The sequence below is a fragment of the Peptoniphilus sp. GNH genome, from assembly GCA_021307325.1.
Lineage (GTDB): Bacteria > Bacillota > Clostridia > Tissierellales > Peptoniphilaceae > KA00134.
The window spans coordinates 1,623,933-1,638,199 of sequence record CP089931.1 but is presented as its reverse complement, the minus strand read 5'-3'; the positions used below and the strand labels follow the sequence as shown (position 1 = coordinate 1,638,199).

Genomic DNA, 14,267 nt, shown 5'->3' with positions numbered 1-14,267 from the left:
TTTTTTAAAATTTTTTTAAAAACACTTGCAAGTAAAAAATTCTTTGTTATAATTACATTAGTCATGTAGTTAACCTCGGAGGTGGTTATGTGGAAAATAGTCTTCCAATTTACGTGCAAGTTGCAAATTACATCAAGGGAGAAATAATTTCCGGTAAATTTAAACCGGGTAGTCTTTGTCCATCTACAAATGAGTTGTCAAAGCTTTTTAATATAAATCCCGCAACGGCAGGCAAGGGTCTTAATATTTTAGTTGATGAAAATATCGTCTACAAAAAAAGAGGCATCGGCATGGTCGTTTCTGATAATGGCAAGGCACTTGCTCTGGAAATAAAGAAAAATGATTTTTATGAAAGCTATCTGCCCTTTTTATCTAAAGAGATGAAAAGCTTGGGCATTAGCTTGGACGAATTAGTAAAAAAACTAAAGGAGCTAACCAATGATTGAATTAAAAAATTTATCCAAGTCCTATGGTAAAACTGAGGTACTTGAAAATATCAACTCCGTTTTTGAAGACGGAAAAATTTATGGCCTTATAGGGCAAAATGGATCTGGCAAGACCACTCTTATGAAAATTATCGCAAACCATATTAGAAAATATCAGGGTGAAGTTTTGCTAGATGGAAAAAAGATTGCAAACGACACATCTGTTTTGGAAAAAATCTCCTATGTTGGAGATGGATTTTCTAAATCGAACTCCTCTCTTAACTGCGGCATAAAAAATATTTTTAAAAATGTTAAAAGCCTAAGACCTGAATTCGACTCAGAATATGCAAATGAGCTTTTAGAAAAATTTTCTCTTTCTAAAAACTTAAAATACAAAAAGCTTTCAACAGGAAACAAAACCATAGTCGAACTTATAATAGGTCTTGCTCTTAGAAGTCCCATATCTATTTTCGATGAGCCTTCATCTGGTCTTGACGCAGTAAATAGATACAAATTCTATAGTCTACTCATGGAAGATATAGAAAAATATCCTCGCACAGTAATAATCTCAACCCATATAATTGGCGAGATTGAAAATTATCTTACAGACCTCAAGATAATCCATAAGGGTCGCTTCATCCTAGAGGATGAAGTCGAAAATGTTCAGGATAAGGCTTATAAATTCAAAGACCACAAGCCTGAAGGCAAAAATATCTTGGCAAAAGAATCTGTTGCTGGTTCAACCTTTTACTTTGTCTATGACAATTTCACAGGCGATGAACTTTTAAAGATGCAAGATGACGGTGTCGAATTTGAAAAAATTGATTTACAAAAATTTTTTATAGCAATGATTGGAGGAGCACATTATGAATAAAAGTATAAAATATGATTTGAAAGAAGGACTGGCTAACAATGCCTGGGGATTTTTAACCATTTTATTTATAATTCTTTTAAGTGTCCTTTTAAATAGGCCAGGCAGCTTTGGAATTCAGATTACAGAAGCCCCTCTTGCCATGGTTAAGCTGGGATATGTTTCTTATATAATCGTTTCAACACTTGTAACCTTCGCAATCACATGTTTGGTTTTAATGCCTTGGGTCAATTCCTATACTGGCATGTACAACCGATTTGAAACACTTGTAAGACTTCAAAATTCAAGGAGAAATTTCATATTTTCAGAAATACTACTTGAGCTTGCCAATGCTCTTATTGCCTTTATCTGCCTTTTGATAGCTCTTTTTGTAGCTGTTGGAGATTTAAGCAAATTCAATCATAATTTGTCCGAGTTTTTTAAGGGTATACCCTATGTTGAAATGGCTCTTTACTACATCCTATGGCTTTCCTATGCTCGCTTCTTTGCGGCTTTAAATTATCGTTTTGGTGGAAAGTTTTGGATAGCTCTTTGTGGCTTTTTTATCCTTACTAACATCTTGCTATTTCAATTTATAACCGGCATAAGAATCTTTGGAGATTTTATTCTCAGTATGCCAAAAGGAAATTATATTCTTATTATTCTTCAAATTGTCGTGCTTTTAGCCATCTCTTGCTATTCAATAATGACACAAGATTTGAAAGGTAATAAGTGACTTTAAGACTAGTGAAACTTTTTGTTTAACTAAACTTAGACTTTTTTTAGAAAAAACTTAACACATAGTTTAAGCCACATATTTTATAATATTTATAGTTAAATCTTTTAGGAGGCGACTTTAATGAAAGTTTTAATAATTACTTCAAAATGTGGCATGGGTCATTATAAGTCCGCTCTTGCCATCGGTGAAGATTTGGAAAAATGTAATTTTATAAGCGAAGTAAAATATTTAGATTTGTATGATTTCTTGATGAAAAAACTGGCTCCCATCTTTTATAGGGCCTACTCACTTGTGGTTAACAAGGGAAATCATCTCTACAATTATCTTTACAATAAAAAATTAAAATCCACCCATCCCCAATCTAAGTTCGAAGAGCTCCACTCAAAGGGCTTGGGTAGATTTAAAAATTTAATAGAAAGAGAAAATCCCGATTTGATAATCTCAACCTTTTCTCAAGCAAGCTCACTTGTAGCTTCTTACAAAGAAAAATACAAGTCCTCCATTCCACTTCTTACTTGGATTACAGATGTAAAACCTCACTACGGATGGATAAATGAATATACCAACTACTATTTCGTAGCTGGTGAAGACGGTAAAAATGACCTTATAAAAAGTGGTGTGCCGGCAAATAAAATCTATACCGCCGGCATACCCGTCGATTTAAAATTCAAAAATTTTAGTTCCAATATAAAAAAGGACAAGATTTTGGTTTCGGGTGGTGGACTTGGAATTTTGCCAAAAGACCCCAATTTTTATAGAGAACTTGAAAAAATAGAATCTGCCCCCGTCTATGTAATATGTGGGAAAAATGAACACTTACTCAAATATTTGAGAACTCATTTTCCCAAGCTAAAATCTCTAGGCTTTGTAGATAATATGCCCGATTTGATGAGACAAGCCCAACTCTTGATTGCAAAACCCGGTGGTGTGACAAGTTTCGAAGCCATCTACTCCGAAACACCCTTGCTGCTTTTGCCAGTAAAACTGGGTCAAGAAATTTTTAATGCAAACTTTTTAAAATCAAGAGGTCTTGCCATGAGTCTTGCAAAAGATCCCTTCAGCGGCAAAACTGACTACTCCCTCATAAGCTCTCTTGCAAGTGACCAAAGAAGCCTTGAATTTATGAGAACTTCCGCCTGCAATTTGAAATCTTCCATAGATTCTTCTGTCCTAATCGAACTTTTAAAGAGCGAAAAAAGGCGGGTGTCCTGATGAAAAATATCTTTCTCGTCCTTCTTTTTCTCATTACTATATATGCCATATATTCTCCCCTGCCCTGTCTGTATTTCAAATATATACGCAAGGAAAGATTGGGAAAAGATAATTTAATACTGAGCTTTGATGATGGCCCCAACAAAGATTTTACAAAAGAATTTTTAAAACTTCTAAAATCCAAAAATCAAAGGGCCATCTTCTTTCTGGTCGGCGAAAAAATCAAGGCCTATCCAGATATTGTAGAGCTTATAAAAAAAGATGGCCACGAGTTTGGACTACATTGTTACAGGCACAGTCATCCAGCCTTTTGGTCAATCAGAAAAACAAAAATGCAGATGCAAGCCTGCCTTAGAGAATTTGAAAATCTCGGCATAGACGTGAAATATTTTAGACCTCCTCATGGCTGGGTTAACCTTGCCATGTTATACTATATAAAGAAATTTAAGCTAAGCCTCGTGCTTTGGAATCATATACTTGGCGATTGGGACGAGAATTTACCAAAAGACAAACTTGCCCATGATTTAAAAAAAGCTATAAAAGATGGTGGTCTTATTTTACTTCACGACTCCAATCACAAGATGATTTCCACTTCAAAGGCCCCGTTAAATACTCTTTACGCTTTAAAAAAATCCCTTTGATCTTAGGAGAATTGATGAACACTAATTACTTAAAAAAATATTGGCTCCACTTAGCCATTACAATTTTACTAATAATCATCACCTTGACATTTACCATAAAAAAAGACGAAGTGATAATGCTGCCTTCAGTCTTAAAACAAGTACCTATAAAATATATAGCGGCCATTATCGTATCAATCTTTCTCTTCTTTCTCTGCCAAGCCCAAGCGGTAAAGATTCTCTTGTCAAGCCTTGGGTTTCCAATAAAGCGCAGCAGAACCATGGCATATACTCTTATTGACTATTACTTTTCAGCCATCACACCCGGCGCCATAGGCGGTCAACCAGCAGAAATATTTTTTATGAGAAGAGACGGCATAGACGTGGGTTCGTCTTCCTTAGTCATGTTGATTTTTAATGGTATTTACCATTTTTCAGTAGTGGGGGTCTTGTTGATTTCATCCATTATAAAACCGAACATAGTAACCAGCTTTTTTTCTAAACAGCCAGTTTTTCAATACTTGTTTTTGTTTGGTCTTATGGCCCAAATCTTTTTAGTATCACTTTTTTGTCTTTTAATATTTTCAAAAAAGTTGATGCCCAAGATTCTCGGCGCCTTGGTAAGCAAATTGGAATTGTTCGCCTTTTTTAGAAAGAAAAATTTGAGCACTAGACTAAATTATATGCTCGATGAGTATAGACTTGGGGCGAATTGGATAAAAGAAAATCCCTTTTTAGTTTTAAAACTCATCCCCATAGGCCTCCTTCATATATTTTTATATTACAGCGTCGGCTTTTGGGTTGCCAAGGCTCTAGGCTCCACTTCACCTAGCTTGATAGAAATGGTCTGCCTCCAAGGCATCTTTACAATGACCTTCGAAGCCCTCCCCCTTCCAAGCGGTGTCGGCATAGCCGAGAGAGGATTTCTAAGCATCTTTGAGCCTATTTATGGCCACGATAATCTAGCAGCCGCCATGCTTATCACAAGAGGCCTGACCTTCTACCTCTTTCTATCAGTAGGCGCCTTCACATCCCTCTTTTTACAAGCAAACAAAGTAAAAAGGTCGGGCAAATTTGTAGAAAGAATAAAAAATAAAATTAAACACAAATAAAACTCAATCCTGTCCTTTCGAATAGAAGCTAAGTAAAATTAGAATCTACTCGAAAGGATTTTTATTTGCAAAAATTGATATTTTAAAATTTTTAATATTTTAAATTTATTTTGTATTTTTATAAGACCTTTTAAAAATTGATAATTGTTTTAATTTTCATGTAAATGATGTAGACTATTAGTTGAAGAGACTTTCTCCAATAATGCCTTTAGGCTTATAGGCATCTCGTTATCATTTATCACTTATGCCGATTAAATTTCACTAATGATTATCAATAAGTTCCCTCGGTATTACTCGTATATCAAGATAAATCATTCGATAGAATATTTGAAATTCAGCCAAATTTTAAAAAATTAAAAATTTTTTTAATTTTTTTCAAAATACTTATTGATAAATGATAATGATAGTGCTAATATAGTCTATAGAAAACGTAGTGTTACTACTTAAAAAAATTTATGAGGTGAAAAAAATGAAAAAAAGATTATTAGGTATTGGTGCAGGTGTTGTATTAGGATTTTTAGGAGAACAAATAATTAAATCAAATGCAGTAAAGAAACTTGCAGTATCTACTGTAGCTGGCGGCTTAAAGGTAAAAGAAGGCATTGACAAGACAATAGAAAAAGTAAAAGAAAATGCTGAAGACATCGTTGCAGAAGCTAAAGTTAAAAAAGCTGAAGAAGCTAAGGCTAAAGTAGCAGAAGAATCAGTAGAAAATCTAGCCGAAGAAGAAATTCTATAATCTATGAAGGCAAAAATTTCTCATAGGACTCTTGGTAGAATCAGGTTTTCCTGTGATCATATCTTCTCTTACTCTCGTGCCAACAAGCTCAAATACTTGTTGGAAAAAATAGACGGAGTAAGTTATGCCAAGGTGTCCACAATTACAGGCAGTATTATTGTAAATTATGATGAGGAAGCTCTTGGCAGAGTATGTAGATTTATTTTAGATTTCGACCCTTCCTATTTGGATACATTTGAAATCGAAGACAAGTCATATATACCGCTTGAAGAAAAGGAACTCTTTCACATAATAAGAGATGCTTTCGAAGTGAGATTTGTGATGAAAAATTTCATCCCTGCTCCATTCGGCAGCATCGTCATACTTTTGAGGGCGGCCAGATTTATTAAAAAGGGTCTTGTGTCTCTTTACAATAGGAAACTAAACGTAGAGGTGCTTGATGCCACAGCCATAGGCGTATCTTTGGCTACAAATGATTTTGGCGCAGCTTCTTCTATAATGTTCCTACTAGACTTGGGCGAAAGTCTTGAAGATTGGACACTTAAAAAGTCTCAAGGCGATCTAGCCAGAACCTTAGAACTAAATGTAGATAAGGTCTTTGTCCTAGAAGGCAAAGAAAAAGTAATTAAGAATCTTAGAGATGTACAAATTGGAGACATTGTCGAAGTCAGCATGGGTACTACAATCCCAGTAGACGGCAAGGTTGTAAAAGGCGTAGGCATGGTAAACCAATCTTCCTTTACAGGCGAAAGCATCCCAGTAAAGAAAGAAGAAGGCAAGAGTGTATTTGCCGGTACAGTTTTGGAAGAAGGCATGCTTCTTATCGAAACCGAAAAGCTTCATGACGACTCTAGGATCAACAATATAATAAAATTAATTGGAGAAAACGAAAAGAATAAGTCCTTGGCACAGAAGAAGGCGGAAAATATGGCCGACTCCCTAGTGAAGTACTCCTTCATAGGCGCTGCCCTCTCCTATCTCTTCACAAGGTCTATAAATAGAGCTAAGGCCTTTTTAATGGTGGATTTCTCTTGCGCTTTGAAACTTACCATTCCAATAGCAGTTATGAAGGCTATGAGCCAAGCTGGTCAAAATGACATCTTGGTAAAGGGCGGCAGATATCTAGAAAATCTCGCTCTAGCCGACACTATTGTATTTGACAAGACCGGTACTCTTACAAAATCTACACCAAGTGTAGAAAAAATAATCGCCTTTGATGGTCATTCAGAAGATGAATGTTTGAGAATTGCAGCCTGCTTGGAAGAACACTTCCCTCACTCCATAGCCAATGCGGTTGTGGATGCTGCAATCAAAAAGAATTTGAAACACGAAGAAATGCACTCGGAAACAGAATATATCGTAGCTCATGGGATTTCTTCCAAGATTGACGGCAAGACTGCCCTTATAGGATCTGCCCACTTCATCTTTGAAGATGAAGGAGTAAAAATATCCGCCAAGAAAGAAGCTCTTGTTGAAAGTCTAAAGGAAAATTATTCCCTTCTCTATCTGGCCTACAACAAAAAGCTCATAGCAGTTTTATGTATAAGCGACCCCATAAGAGAAGATGCAAAAGAAACCATAGACGAGCTAAGAGAACTCGGCTTTACCAATATAGCTATGCTAACAGGTGATGCAGAGAACTCCGCTTCCTATGTTGCAAAGCAATTGAATTTAGACTACTACAAGTCGCAAGTTCTGCCCGAAGATAAGGCAGCTTATGTCAGAGAGCAAAAAGCCCTTGGCAGAAAAGTCGTAATGATAGGCGATGGAATAAACGACTCTGTGGCTCTTTCTGGTGCTGATGTTGGTATAGCAATGCACAAGGGAGCAGACATAGCAAGAGAAATTGCCGATATAGCAATAGGCTCAGATGATCTAAAATCAATTGTAAAACTTGTTAAAATTGCAAAGGGCCTGCAAAAGAGAATAAAATCTGATTACAATCAAATAATCTCCTTTAACTCTCTACTAATTGCCCTTGGTTATTTCCAAGTGATTTCAAACACAACTTCATCCCTTCTTCACAATTCATCAACCGTATCAATTGCGCTTGAAAATATGAAGGAATACAATATTTGAATTTGAAAACTTTTTGAAGTTAAAAAGACTGAAGATATATTTCTCCAGTCTTTTTTGTTTTAAAAAATAAGTCCATTGCAGAAACTTTTCATTGGGGGTAAAATCCAGATAAGAGATTGATTTAAATAAAGGAGGACTTATGATATGAAAGCAAACTCAGACAAATTAAAAACTTGGCGATTTGTAAAAAGTGAAGACCTCAATCACCATGGCACCCTCTTTGCAGGACGGGCCGCTGAATGGTTTGTTGAAACGGGACTTATGACGACCTGCTCCTATGTGCCAGCCGATCAAATAGTCCTTGTAAACATAGACCAAATGTCCTTTTATAAACCCATAAAGCTTGGTTCTCTTATAGAATGCACAGGTCAAATGGCATATCTTGGCAAAACTTCATTTATAGTTTACATCTCTTTTAAAGTAGACCAAGAAATCAAGGTGGAAGGCTTCATAAGCTATGTAAATGTCGACGAAAACACCAGACCCCTGCCCCATGGTTTAGAGCTTGAAATCACCGATGAAAATAGGCAAATTCACGAAAAAGCCAAAAAGTTTTTAAAAAAATAAAGCCGACTTGAGATGACCTCTCTAGTCGGTTTTTTAATTATTTGAAATTTTTATAAGACTTGATTCACTTCTAAAATACTTTTTGAAAATAAATCTACCCAAATCAGTGAGAATAAAGTCATAAGAGTTCAGCTTTTCCCCTGGCCTTAAAAGTCCAAACTTGCACATAAGCAAAAGATAATAGCCGAATTTTCTATTTGACTCGTCTGTCACGCCTTTTTGTAAGATAGTGTCCAAAAATTTTTCGAAAGTATTTCTAAATCTTGCATTTTGATTTTTGACATAACTTATAAACCTCGTTATCAAAAAAGCGCCCTTTTCAAATTCGTCCATCCTATCATAAATCAAGATGCGAAGATCCTCTTCCAAATACAATACGTCCATCTTGTGAAGCACAAAAAATTTCTTCTCCAAAACTAAATCATAAAAAATTTGAAGCTCTGGAAAATGTCTAATCTTAAAAGTCTGTACTTGATTTGTAGGCTCTAGATTTAGATGGTCAGCCAATCCAAGAAGGCTTTTTTGATAAAGCCCGCTTTTGTCATTTAAAACAGCCACCTCATTCTCATAGAAAAAATCCCTAAAGTCAGAAAATTCGTAGGCAATTTTTAGACTACCCATCTTCAAGGCTCTTAACTTTTCTACGATTTGCTCATCAAAATAATGGACTTCATCTCTTGATAATAAATTTTTTATGTTGATGAGCTCACCCTTCAAACTTTCTAAATTTGAAATTTTTTCAGCAAATTCTTTAGCGTCTATAAATTCATAAATATTAATAAGCAGTCCTAAAGTGTAGTTGAAATCTTTTAGGCTGTAAAATCTGCCTTCCTTGACTCCCTCTTTCAAGTATTCTCGCAAATTTCTTGCCGAGATAAAATTCTCGCCCCTATCTTCTAGGCTAAAATAAAAAATGTTATCCAAGGCATTGCAGACCTTATCCAAGTTATAAGAATACTTGGCTATGAATTTTTGCAAATCCAGCCTGTCATCAAAATATAGATTTTCAATCTCAGCTACCATTGAAAAAATTTCCTCTTCAGCCTGGTCTGCCACAATCCTAACAACAGTAGAACTGACTCCGTAAAAAAAATCTGGAGCAAAGTTCTTCAAGCTATACACAATCTTTTCTCTATCGAGCATACCTTGGTTTGCCTGTCTTAAAATATAAAAGACCTCACTCTTTATCTGATCGAGAAAACCCTCCTCTATGTCAGAAATTATGCTAAAGGGTATGCCCTCTCCATCTTTTATTAAAAATCGACCAAAAAGCACCAGGGAGTTCTTAAAAAAGAAATCAGAAAAATATATCTTCTTCATCTTCAATTTTTCATTTAAAATGACATCTTCAAAATAAAAGAAAGTTTCGTCCTCATCGTAAAGTCTATAAAGACTGTAATAGGACTCACACAAGATATCATGTATTTTTAAAAGGTCTTGTCCGCTCTCCTTGCCTCTTACAAAATTCATCCTAAAAAGTCTATCTAAATTCTCCCTGCCTTCTTCTGTATCAAAAAGTATATAAGAGGCAAAATCTTCGTATTTTATCAAAGACTTCACTGTGTCTTCAAATTCAGCAGATTCAAATCTCACATTGTCATAACCGGTATTTGATTCAAAAATAGCTCTCGCCTTCTTGCCCAAGCTCACTGCTCTATCAAGAATGTCCAAATTTTTTTCTGTCATAAGCAGTTTCCTCCTCTTTCTTTATAAGTCTATACACTTCCTCCATACTATCTAGAGCCATGGAAAGTTGATAATTATATACTAAATCAGGCTCATTATTAGATCTCATAGTATGGTCAAAAATAGAGTATTTATAAATTCTGGAAATTTTTTCCACATTTTTTATATCTATCTTGCCATCATTGCCATACTCCCACAAAATCTTCATCCTCAAATCCAATTCCAGAAGCAAATCATTTATCTTGTCGCATCTTTTGAGGTCAATCTTAGGCATAAAGAAGTGATTGGATTCAGACTTCATATGCCCGTGCATTTGCTTTAAATGATTAATCTTAGAATCAAACTTATGCACATCATCAGGTCTGCCATTGATGATATGGTTCAAATAAAGGTCCTTTATATTTTTATATATAGCCTCGGCATCCTTGATGAAGTTGCCATGAGTATTGGGTGTGAAAATCAAAAGATTTACAAGAAATCCAACAGCAACACCAAGCAAGGTGCCATAAATCCTATCCAGTCCGTACACAAACGTACTCTTGGCAGTAGTTGCCAAACACGCCATAAAGACAATAGTCGAAAGACTAATAGACTTTTCCGCCTTTAAAATCAAAAGCAGCTTAATAATTATAAGTATGCCTACCCCACCTGCAATCGGTCTTAGATACGGACTTGGAAACAAATACGCAAAGCTCGTTCCCAAAATAACACCCAGAACAGCTGTAAAAGCCCGATTCCATATACTTTGAAAAGACTCGGCAAAAGTCGGTTGCATAGATGTTATGGCAGCAATCGCAACAAAAACAGGATAATGTATTTTAAAAAGCATGGCCAAGTACATACCAAGGCAAACAGCTATGGCAGTCTTGATGGCCCTCATGCCCACAAAATGTTTTAACTCATAATAATTCATACTTTACCTCTAGTCTTAGTATAACAGATTGGGGAAAATTTTATTGTATGAGTATTATTTGAAAACGATTTTATATTTTGATCTTAATGGGTATAATATATAAAAAGGAGGACTTAATATGAAATTAGAATTAGTTGGTAAAAATATCTCTTTGACAGAAAGCCTAAAATCAAAAGTTGAAGACAAGCTATCCAAACTTGACAAGTATTTCTCCGACGAAATCTTGGCAAGAGCAACTCTCTCCTCGACCAAGGGCAACCAAAAAATCGAGGTAACCATCTTTTTGCCTGGCACAATTTTAAGAGCTGAGGATTCGTCTTCCGACATGTACTCATCAATAGACAAGGTACAAAACTCTCTGGAAAGACAAATAAAAAAATATAAAACAAGACTCAAGAAAAGATACAAGGACAACACTTCTATAAAATTTGAAGAAGTAGAAAGCCCAATAGAACATGAAGATGAAGATGAAAATACAATCGTAAGGAGAAAATCTTTCGATCTAAAACCTATGATGGAAGAAGAAGCAGTCCTTCAAATGGAACTTCTAAACCACAACTTCTTCGTCTTTCTAAATGGCAATACAGAAGAAGTAAACATAGTCTACAAGCGTGAAGACGGAGACTACGGCATAATAGAAGCCAAGCTAAAATAAACTCTATCATGTGAATTAATAGCACCCAGCAAGGGGTGCTATTTTTTTATTATTTATGCCCCCATATCTAACAAGTTATGGTATGATGATTAAGGTATTAAAAAATTAAACACAATATATAGAGATGGTGATCAAATGCAAATCAAAAAGAGAAAGGGGAACTTGGCACCTTTCGACAAAAATAAAATTTCAATAGCCATGAAAAAGGCCTTCGATTCAATAAATAAAACTCCCGCAGATGGAGAAATAGAAAAAATGACAGACCTAATCGAAGAAAAACTACAAAAAAATTTTAGTGGAAAACACAATCCAGGCGTAGAAGAGATTCAAGATTTAGTAGAGCTTACGCTCATTGATTTCAAACACATAGATGTGGTGAAGTCCTTTATCCTATATAGGCAAATCCACTCTAGAGACCGCAAAATTTTCGAATCTTTCAAATCTTATATGCCAAATATAGACATAGAACAGATTTTAAGAAAAATCAGAAAAGATTTCGACAGCAAAAGATATGACCTCGAATCTCTCTTCTTAAAATTTCAATCCTTCACAAAGGCCACCACAAAAGATAAGGAAGCTCTCGGTCTTCTAACTAGAGCAGCTGCCGAACTCACAAGCAAGGAAGCTCCCAAGTGGGAATATATAGCTGGCAGGCTCTTGAATTTGGACTTAAAGCTAGATCTAGAAGAAAATTTAAAAGAGCTAAATTCCTCCTCTTTTTACGACAAAATTAAATACATGGAAAATCTCGGCCTCTATGGCAAATACATTTTAGACTCCTACACAAAAGAAGAAATAGACCAACTAGAAACCTATATGGACAAGAGTAGATGCGAGCTTCTGACATATTCTGCCTTGGATCTTCTCATAAAAAGATATCTTATAAGAACTCACGATGGCAAAATTTTAGAGTCGCCCCAAGAAATGTATATGGGAATTGCCATGCACCTCATGTTAAAAGAAAAAGACCGCCTAAAGTGGGTCAAAAAATCTTATGACATCCTGAGCAAGCTACAAATAACAGTCGCAACCCCTACCATGTCCAATGCCAGAAAGCCCTTCCATCAACTTTCATCTTGCTTTATAGACACAGTGCCAGATAGCCTTGAAGGCATTTACAGATCCATAGACAACTTCGCCCAAGTGTCCAAGCATGGCGGCGGCATGGGTCTTTATTTCGGCAAGGTCAGAGCCAACGGATCAGACATCCGCGGTTTCAAAGGAGCTGCCGGAGGAGTTATAAGATGGATAAAACTAGCAAATGACACAGCAGTGGCAGTAGACCAACTCGGTGTCAGACAAGGTTCTGTCGCCTGCTATCTCGATGTTTGGCACAAGGATATACCCGAGTTTTTACAACTGAGAACCAACAATGGCGATGACAGGATGAAGGCCCACGACATCTTCCCTGCCGTTTGCTATCCCAATCTCTTTTGGAAATTGGCAAAAGAAAACATAAATGCCAATTGGTATATGTTTGACCCTCATGAAATAATGGCAAAAAAAGGCTACTGTCTAGAAGATTTTTACGGAAAAGAATGGGAAGAGCGCTACTGGGATTGTGCCTATGACCCCACAATCTCAAAGAGGATTTTGACGGTAAAAGATATGGTTCGTTTGATTTTAAAATCCATGACTGAAACCGGCACTCCCTTCACCTTCAACAGAGACCATGTAAACGAAATGAATCCCAACAAGCACGCTGGCATGATATATTCATCAAATCTCTGCACTGAAATCATGCAAAACATGTCTCCCATAGAAACAATCTCAACAGAAATAAAGACAAAAGACGGAGACACCGTAGTAGTAAATACCACAAGACCAGGCGACTTCGTAGTCTGCAATCTGGCATCGCTTGTGCTCGGCAACATAGACCTAGATGACAAAAATAAGCTCGAAGACATCATCCAAACAGCTGTAAGAGGCCTTGATAATGTAATTGACCTAAACTACTACCCCCTACCCTATGCCAAGATTACAAATAGAAAATATAGAGCCATAGGTCTGGGTGTGAGTGGCTACCACCACGCTCTAGTAAAAGACAAGATAGCCTTCTCGGATTTGGAAGACCACAAAAAATGGGCCAACAGAGTTTTTGAAGATATCAATTATTTTGCCATCAAGGCCTCCATGCAAATAGCCAAAGAAAAAGGCTCCTATGGTCTTTTTGAAGGCAGCGAATGGCAAAGTGGAAAATACTTTGAAAGAAGGGACTACTACTCCAAGAGATGGCTAGAGCTACAAGAAGACATAAAAGAAAATGGACTTAGAAATGCCTATATAATGGCAATAGCACCCACAGGCTCAACATCCATACTAGCAGGCACAACAGCAGGCGTAGATCCACTTATGAAAAGATACTTTCTCGAAGAAAAAAAGGGTTCCATAATCCCCAGAGTCGCCCCCGATCTAAACGCTCAAAGCTTTTGGATTTATGAAAACGCCCACGAAATTGACCAATTAATTGCAGCCGAAGTTGCCGGTATCCGCCAAAGGCACATCGACCAAGGTCAATCTATGAACTTTTACATCACAACAGACATCACCATGAGAGGACTTTTAAACCTCTATATAAGAGCCTGGGAAGTCGGAGTAAAATCCATTTACTATGTGAGAAGCAAGTCGCTTGAAGTCGAAGAATGTGATTATTGTGCAAGTTAGGAGGAA

At 36.3% G+C, this 14,267-nt stretch carries 13 protein-coding genes; 11 read left to right on the top strand and 2 right to left on the bottom strand.

Annotation, left to right across the window (positions count from 1 at the left end; translation table 11 throughout):
- Positions 1 to 89: 89 nt before the first annotated feature.
- The 9 genes from LV469_07855 (at position 90) to LV469_07815 (ending at position 8,343) form a co-directional block, all read left to right on the top strand.
- Complete coding sequence (locus LV469_07855; protein UHR02550.1) at positions 90 to 446, top strand: GntR family transcriptional regulator; 357 nt, start codon at positions 90 to 92, stop codon at positions 444 to 446.
- Entirely contained in the window at positions 439 to 1,299 is an 861-nt protein-coding gene (locus LV469_07850) for an ABC transporter ATP-binding protein (GenBank protein UHR02549.1), read from the top strand. The genes LV469_07855 and LV469_07850 overlap by 8 nt, the downstream gene beginning before the upstream one ends.
- Complete coding sequence (locus tag LV469_07845; protein ID UHR02548.1) at positions 1,292 to 2,011, top strand: hypothetical protein; 720 nt, start codon at positions 1,292 to 1,294, stop codon at positions 2,009 to 2,011. Before LV469_07850 ends, LV469_07845 begins: the two co-directional genes overlap by 8 nt.
- A gap of 123 nt (positions 2,012 to 2,134) precedes the next feature.
- Positions 2,135 to 3,226 (top strand): hypothetical protein, encoded by a 1,092-nt coding sequence (locus LV469_07840; GenBank protein UHR02547.1) that lies wholly within the window; start codon positions 2,135 to 2,137, stop codon positions 3,224 to 3,226.
- Positions 3,226 to 3,867 (top strand): polysaccharide deacetylase family protein, encoded by a 642-nt coding sequence (locus LV469_07835; GenBank protein UHR02546.1) that lies wholly within the window; start codon positions 3,226 to 3,228, stop codon positions 3,865 to 3,867. The genes LV469_07840 and LV469_07835 overlap by 1 nt, the downstream gene beginning before the upstream one ends.
- Positions 3,868 to 3,881: 14 nt before the next feature.
- Positions 3,882 to 4,958 (top strand): flippase-like domain-containing protein, encoded by a 1,077-nt coding sequence (locus tag LV469_07830; protein ID UHR02545.1) that lies wholly within the window; start codon positions 3,882 to 3,884, stop codon positions 4,956 to 4,958.
- Between the two features lie 469 nt (positions 4,959 to 5,427).
- On the top strand, positions 5,428 to 5,697 hold the full coding sequence (locus LV469_07825) for a DUF6110 family protein (GenBank protein ID UHR02544.1): 270 nt from the start codon (positions 5,428 to 5,430) through the stop codon (positions 5,695 to 5,697).
- A 3-nt stretch (positions 5,698 to 5,700) separates the two neighbouring features.
- Positions 5,701 to 7,776 carry a heavy metal translocating P-type ATPase gene (locus LV469_07820; GenBank protein ID UHR02543.1) on the top strand — a complete coding sequence of 692 codons (2,076 nt, stop codon included), beginning with the start codon at positions 5,701 to 5,703 and terminating at the stop codon, positions 7,774 to 7,776.
- A gap of 144 nt (positions 7,777 to 7,920) precedes the next feature.
- Positions 7,921 to 8,343: an acyl-CoA thioesterase gene (locus LV469_07815; protein ID UHR02542.1), complete on the top strand. Its 423-nt coding sequence runs from the start codon at positions 7,921 to 7,923 to the stop codon at positions 8,341 to 8,343.
- 33 nt (positions 8,344 to 8,376) lie between these two features.
- Here LV469_07815 and LV469_07810 read toward each other — a convergent pair whose 3' ends face one another.
- Positions 8,377 to 10,029 (bottom strand): hypothetical protein, encoded by a 1,653-nt coding sequence (locus LV469_07810; GenBank protein ID UHR02541.1) that lies wholly within the window; start codon positions 10,027 to 10,029, stop codon positions 8,377 to 8,379.
- Entirely contained in the window at positions 10,001 to 10,942 is a 942-nt protein-coding gene (locus LV469_07805; GenBank protein ID UHR02540.1) for an aromatic acid exporter family protein, read from the bottom strand. Before LV469_07805 ends, LV469_07810 begins: the two co-directional genes overlap by 29 nt.
- Before the next feature lie 118 nt (positions 10,943 to 11,060).
- Between LV469_07805 and raiA the strand changes: the two genes are divergently transcribed.
- Positions 11,061 to 11,597 carry a ribosome-associated translation inhibitor RaiA gene (raiA, locus tag LV469_07800; GenBank protein ID UHR02539.1) on the top strand — a complete coding sequence of 179 codons (537 nt, stop codon included), beginning with the start codon at positions 11,061 to 11,063 and terminating at the stop codon, positions 11,595 to 11,597.
- Between the two features lie 135 nt (positions 11,598 to 11,732).
- A complete protein-coding gene (locus LV469_07795) occupies positions 11,733 to 14,261 on the top strand; it encodes a ribonucleoside-diphosphate reductase subunit alpha (protein UHR02538.1) in 2,529 nt (842 codons plus the stop codon).
- The last annotated feature ends 6 nt before the right edge of the window (positions 14,262 to 14,267 follow it).